The organism is Kribbella deserti, assembly GCF_042434725.1.
Lineage (GTDB): Bacteria > Actinomycetota > Actinomycetes > Propionibacteriales > Kribbellaceae > Kribbella > Kribbella deserti.
In genome coordinates this window covers 312,957-318,956 of sequence record NZ_JBHLTC010000005.1, presented here as the reverse complement: position 1 = coordinate 318,956, position 6,000 = coordinate 312,957, and the positions used below count along the sequence as shown (strand labels likewise).

Annotated in this window: 6 protein-coding genes; 2 read left to right on the top strand and 4 right to left on the bottom strand. The window is 66.5% G+C overall.

Annotated elements, in window-relative coordinates:
- Window positions 1-344 precede the first annotated feature (344 nt).
- Complete coding sequence (locus ACFFGN_RS05425) at window positions 345-869, bottom strand: type 1 glutamine amidotransferase domain-containing protein (RefSeq protein ID WP_380044191.1); 525 nt, start codon at window positions 867-869, stop codon at window positions 345-347.
- A gap of 142 nt (window positions 870-1,011) precedes the next feature.
- Here ACFFGN_RS05425 and ACFFGN_RS05420 point away from each other — a divergent pair, with 142 nt between their 5' ends.
- Window positions 1,012-1,416 carry a DUF805 domain-containing protein gene (locus ACFFGN_RS05420; RefSeq protein WP_380044190.1) on the top strand — a complete coding sequence of 135 codons (405 nt, stop codon included), beginning with the start codon at window positions 1,012-1,014 and terminating at the stop codon, window positions 1,414-1,416.
- A 16-nt stretch (window positions 1,417-1,432) separates the two neighbouring features.
- On the opposite strand, the gene ACFFGN_RS05415 is transcribed toward ACFFGN_RS05420, so the two are convergent.
- On the bottom strand, window positions 1,433-2,911 hold the full coding sequence (locus ACFFGN_RS05415) for a hypothetical protein (RefSeq protein WP_380044189.1): 1,479 nt from the start codon (window positions 2,909-2,911) through the stop codon (window positions 1,433-1,435).
- Window positions 2,912-3,070: 159 nt separating this feature from the next.
- Here ACFFGN_RS05415 and ACFFGN_RS05410 point away from each other — a divergent pair, with 159 nt between their 5' ends.
- Window positions 3,071-3,535 carry a hypothetical protein gene (locus ACFFGN_RS05410; protein WP_380044188.1) on the top strand — a complete coding sequence of 155 codons (465 nt, stop codon included), beginning with the start codon at window positions 3,071-3,073 and terminating at the stop codon, window positions 3,533-3,535.
- A gap of 46 nt (window positions 3,536-3,581) precedes the next feature.
- Here ACFFGN_RS05410 and ACFFGN_RS05405 read toward each other — a convergent pair whose 3' ends face one another.
- Window positions 3,582-4,268, bottom strand: a complete 687-nt coding sequence (locus ACFFGN_RS05405) for a GAF and ANTAR domain-containing protein (protein WP_380044187.1) — start codon at window positions 4,266-4,268, stop codon at window positions 3,582-3,584.
- A 255-nt stretch (window positions 4,269-4,523) separates the two neighbouring features.
- Entirely contained in the window at window positions 4,524-5,990 is a 1,467-nt protein-coding gene (locus tag ACFFGN_RS05400) for a family 43 glycosylhydrolase (protein ID WP_380044186.1), read from the bottom strand.
- Window positions 5,991-6,000: the final 10 nt, after the last annotated feature.

The following is a 6,000-nucleotide window of genomic DNA, read 5'->3' as shown; positions in this document are numbered from 1 at the left end:
ACGTGACATGGACTTCATCCTTCCAACGAATGAAGTCTCCAGACACGCCGGGGCGGCTCATCAGGGTGGCAGTCACTTCGGCCGGGTGATTCATGGCGACCGGTGGTCTGGTGGTTGGCCGGCTGCCGCCTTTTGGTGCGCCTACCTGGTTGCAACCGGGTAGCGGTGCAACAACTCGGCAGTGGCTGCCCCATAACCGGGTAGTCGCACCAAGAGGCGGCAGCCGTGCCCGCGTCGTCCCGCCCAAGGCGGTGCCACTCCGATGGGCCCCAGCAGCGCCGTGGGCGGGGCGACGACTCGAATCGGCCGGATGTGCGATTGCGGGCCGGCGTCGAGGGGTGCCGTTAGCTGAGGGCGGTTAGGAGGGCCTTGTTGAAGGCCGGCAGGTCGTCGGGGTTGCGGCTGGTGATGAGGTTTCCGTCGATGGTGACCTCTTGGTCGACCCAGGTGGCGCCGGCGTTGCGGAGGTCGGTCTGAAGGCTCGGCCAGGACGTCACCGTCTTGCCGCGGACCACGTCGGCTTCGATCAGGGTCCAGGGGGCGTGGCAGATGGCGGCTACCGGTTTGCCGGAGGCAACGAACTCCTTGACGAAGGGGACGGCGTCGCTGTCGGTCCGCAGGGCGTCGGGATTGGCGACACCACCGGGTAGGACCAGAGCGGCGAAGTCGTCGACGGTCGCCGTACCGACCTGCTGGTCCACCTGTTGCTTGCCGGCGGCGGTCAGGTGGTCGAACGTCTGGACCTGGCCGTCTTCGGTGCTGAGCAGAACCGGTTCGAATCCTGCGGTGCCGACCGCCTTCCACGGCTCGGTCAGCTCGACCTGCTCGATGCCTTCGGTGGCAACCAGGAAAGCAATCTTCTGAGTCACGGTAGATCCCTTCTGAGCGAATCGAACCTGTACCCATCAGCCTCCAGCCAACACCTGTCCCACCTGCCGAGCCCGACCCCGCCGTGGCGGACCCCGATGCCGCTAGAGTGCATCGATTGGTCGATAGCGGACGGAGTCGTCGGTGCGTTGGTATGTGGAGGTCATCAAGAAGTACGCGATCTTCAGCGGTCGCGCGCGGCGCCGGGAGTTCTGGATGTTCACGCTGGTGGACATCGTCATCTCGTTCGTCATCGTCGGTGCCGACGAGCTCATCGGCACCGAGTACGCACTCGGCACCGACGAGGTATTCGGCGGGGGCCTGCTGGTCACGCTGTACGGCCTGGCGGTCCTGGTTCCGACCATCACCGTGACGTTCCGCCGTTTGCACGACGTCGACCGGACCGGCTGGTGGATCCTGCTGGCGCTCGTGCCCGTGCTCGGCTGGATCGTTCTGCTCGTCTTCATGGTGACCAACGGAACCCCCGGCAACAACCGGTACGGCCCGGACCCCAAGCTCTCAGAACACCCCTACGTCCCGACCGCCTAGCGGCTGACACACCTGTCTAGGAGGGGATCCGGTCCCACGCGGCGTTCCAGCCTTGCAGGATGGCGCCGTGCTCCTCGGGCGAGAGCAGGTGTTTCGAACCGAAGCCGCTGACGATGAGCCACGCGCGCGCTTGAGGCTCGAGCCAGGTGCCGAAGCGTGCTCGTACGAGCGTGGCGGCTGGTTCGCCGATGTTCAGGAGTACGCCCCAGGATCTGGCGGTCGCGCTTTCGCTCAGCCATGGCATGGCGTCGAGCAATAGCCGGGTCAGCTGCTCCGGATTCGCGCGGTCCACCCAGCCACGAGGAAATCCCTCGGCAGGCGTTGCGCCCACCCGTCCATCGGCGTCGGCGTTCATGACCGCGACGACGTCCGAGGTGGTCAGGTCGTCTCGCCAGGACGGAATCGCCAGCAGTTCCGGCGTAGGCGTGCCACTCCAGTTGCCGAGCTGATGCAGACCGGTCGAACCGAGCGCGGCCAGTCGGAGGACGTCATCCTCGATCGTGACGGCGCCGAGGGTTTCGAGCCGGTGAACCAGTTCCCGCAGTCGTACCGGGTCGACGCCGCCGCTGGGGCGGGCCGCGATGACCTTCTCGAGCTGGACTTCTCCTGAGCTGGCAGCCACTTGCAGTGCTGTGAAGATGGCGTGTGCGAGTGGTTTCGAGGCGTCGTCGTCGGGCCCCAACGCGGACCGGAGGGCTACGCACTGAAACGCCCGCGACCAGACCCGCGTTTTGAGGTCTGCACGGCCGGAGTCCCATTGCCGCAGCGAGGGACCGGGATGCAGGCCGTCCGGGTCGCCGATGTCGGCAACCAGGGCCTGTAGGACGACCTGCCGCCAGACCCAGTCCTCCACCCCGTCCGGGCGGCGTCGTTCACTGATCGCGGCCCGGGCCACTGCGATGAAGTCAGCCAGCAGTTTCGATTCCTCCGCTAGCCGGCCAGTGACCGAGGGCACCGGTACCGGCGGGAGGTTCTCCATCGTGAAACTCAGCACGGTGAACGCAGGCCCGCCGATCGCCTCCCGTTCCTGCCAGGGGAGCCGCATGATGTCAGCTCCGGACAGCGTCCCGCCGCTGCCGGTGACCAGCCGGTAGACCATCGTGCCGGTCGACACGTGCACGGGCTCGATCGGGCTGAACACCTCGAGGAACGATGCCTTGGCATCGCTCGGATCGTCCGCCGCCACGACCAGCGGGTCGTCCAGCGTCGCCAGGTAGTCGAAGTACAGCGGCATTGCCCGCATGGCCTCTTGCAGCCAGTCCGACTCCGTCGGCACCAGCATCAGCATGGCGCGGAAGAACGGCGCGGCGCCGGCGCCCGGCCAGAGCCGCGGGTCCGGTTCGCTGATGAGGCCACCGGCGATGAGGGTTGGGTCCCCGATGACCGCTTTCGCGGCGCACAGATCGGCGACCGGCGTGAGGTCGACCGGCCGATGGCCCTGTGCCTCGACCCAGGCGGCGAAATCGTCGAGCACTGTTCGCGTCAGCCGGTTCATCCGTACCTCGTTCGTTCTGTTGCCGTCAGCAAGTTGTCTGGAGCGTACTGAGCGCGCGGGTCAGGTCTGGCCGACCGGGTTCACCGCGGTGACGGTGACAGTGCCCCCTGAATGCGCGACCCTAGGGTTGTTCCTTGGTAGGCGGAGGGAGGCCACGCGATGTGGCATACGGTGTTCATCGTGCTGCACGCCGCCTCGGGGGTGGTCGCGTTCGGCGCCGGCTGTGTCGCGGTACGGCGACAGGCCTGGTTTCCGTACTACTTCTGGTCGCTCGCGCTGCTGGACATCTTCATGGTGATCTCGGTGGCGATCGGGTGGCGCGACATGACCACGACGGCCCGGGCGGTGTTCTCGGGACTGATCGTGCTCGGCGCGTACATGATGTGGCGCGCGATCCAGGCCGCGCGGGCTCGTCCCGCGGCCGGAACGCCGCCGTCTGCGCCGTACCTCGACCACCTCGGGTTCACCCTGATCGCGTTGTTCGAGGGCTTCGCGATCGTGGCGGCGATCGACCTCGGCGCGCCCGCATGGTTGGTGGTGGCCATCGCGGTCGGCGGAGTACTCGCCGGCACCCTCATGGTCAAGCGCCAGAAATTCCAACTGACCACCCCGCACACCGCCTGACCCCGTGGTACTGGCTTCAGCGGGGAGGCGGTCCGAAGGTTGCGGCTCAGGTTGGCAGCTTGCGGGTGTCGATGACCTCTTGGGCGACGACGCGCAGCTTGCGGTTGTGATCTTGTGAATACCGCTGGAGTACGGCGAACGCACGTGGCTCGTCGAGGTCGTACTTGAGCATCAGCATGCCCATCGCCATGCCGACCGCCTTGCGGGCGTCGATGGCTTTGGCCAGGGTTTCCTCGTGCCGGGCGCTGGCCACGGCCAGCGAGGCGTGCCGGGCGAGGATGTCGCCGACGGCGATCTCGTCCTCGCTGAACGCGTTGGGCGTTTCGCAGTAGAGGCTCAGTACGCCGATGGTGCGTTCGCTGGCGCCTAGGGGCAGGTGCAGGATGGACCTGATCCCGTGTTCCAGCAGCATCGCCCGCCAGGGCTTGTCCGGTTCGGTGGCGACATCCGTGATCTGCACGATCGTCTGGGACCGCAGCGCGTCGAGCAGTGGGCCTTCGCCGTGGGCGATCTTGGCGCGGTAGATGTCGTCGAGCAGCGGGTCGGACACGGCGCTGATCTCGATCGTGTCGCGGGTCGCGAGTACGACGCCGGCGTGTTCGACGTTGACCGCTCGCAGTGCGAACTGCACCACCGCCTCGACGGTCTCCTCGACCGTGTTGGTGTCGTGCAGTTCGGTCGCGAGTTCGGCGAATTCGCGCGCCGCGGAGTGGTCCGCGATGTAGTCGACCACGTTCGGTCTCCAGCTCGTTCGGTGGCCGGGAGGCCGAGGCAGGACTGAGTGATCATAGGGCCGGAGTTATGTCCTGCAAGACCCCCGTCCGGTCCCTGTTCAGGGTGTGGCTGAAACTTAACGTTCCGTTGCTGTCCAAGGCCTGACGTTACGTCGGAGTGATCGAGAAAAACGTCGGCGTGGCCGGGAAACGATGGGGCCGTAACGCGCTGGCGGGAGGTGCGGTCCGCGCCTCCCGCCAGCGACCGGGTCCGGTTAGCTGGTCGGCTCGCCAGAGGGTGCGGGGAGTTGTGTGCCGAGGCGGACCGGAGTGCCGAAGTTGGGAGTTCCGTCGGCGTTCCAGGTGAATTTCTGCGCGCGGGTGGAGCGGTTCATGTCGCAACCGCCCGACGCGCTGTCGTTGGCGTGGTAAACGATCCAGTCCTCGGTGCCGTCGGGCGACTTGAAGAACCCGTTGTGGCCGGGGGCGAAAACCGCGTTGCCGTCGTTGCGCTGGAAGACCGGGTTCGGCGACTTGGTCCAGTGCGACCGGATGAGCGGGTCGGACCCGGTGAGGGTGAGCAGGCCGAGCTTGTAGTCCGGACCCCAGCAGGCGCTGGCGGAGTACACGATCATGACGCGGCCGTTGCGGTACAGCGGTTCCGCGCCCTCGTTGACCGCCGCCGTCTGCCGTTCCCACGCCAGCGTGGGCTGGGAGATGGTGCGCCGGGCGCCGCTGATCGTGTACGGATTCGACAGCGGGGTGATGGTCAGACTCTGGGTTCCGTCGATCGCGCTGCCCATCAGGTACAGCTTGCCGTTGTGCTGCAGGATGCTCGGGTCCAGCTCCCAGGTGTTACCTAGATCCGCCTTGAACGTGTACGGGCCCATCGGATCGGTGCCGGCGCTTTCCAGCACGTGCAGGCGCTGGGTCGGGTTGATTTCCGGCACGTTCTGCCCGGCCACGTAGTACAAGTACCAGCGACCGTTGAGCAGGTGGAACTCCGGCGCCCACATGTTGCAGCAGCCGTTGGGTCGGCCGGACAGGTTGAACACGACCGTGTCCGCTGCGCTCGACAAGCCCGCCAGCGTGCGCGACCGGCGCATCGTGATCGTGGAGTTCCAGGTGGTCGTCGCCAGGTAGTAGTAGCCGTTGTAGTACTGCAGCCACGGGTCAGGCCCGTTGCGCTTGATCGGGTTGGTGAACGTGCCAGTGGATCCAACCCGGACCAGTTGCCACTGCTGGTTGGTCCCGCCCGTATCGGGCCACTGGACAACCTGCGCGCCGTCGGCGGTAGAGAAGTCCAGTACGTCGACCGCCTTGCCGCTGGCTCGGTTGATCAGGCGGACGCGTCCACCGTCGGAGTCGGCAAGGCGGAACTGCTGGCCGGTGCGGTTGGCGTCGGTCGTTTGAACGAGCCCGGTCCGGTCAGCGGTCGACGGGAAGTCCAGAATCTTGCCGCTGTGCCGGGACTTCAGGCGGTAGTAGCCGCCACCTGAATCCACGAACTGCCACTGTTGCCACGCGCCGTCGTTACGCGTCCATTGCGCTATAGGTGCTCCGTCGTTCGTGGCCAGGTTGTAGACGTCCAAGGCCTTGCCGCTGTTCTGGTTGACCAGGACGTAGTAGGCATTGGGGTCCACTGTGGCCGCTACTGCGGCCTGTAGCGGAGGAGCCACCAGGGAGGCGCAGAGCACCATTGCGGTGGCGAACAAGGCGGTAATGCGGGTTGCCGCTCTCATGTTCCTTCTC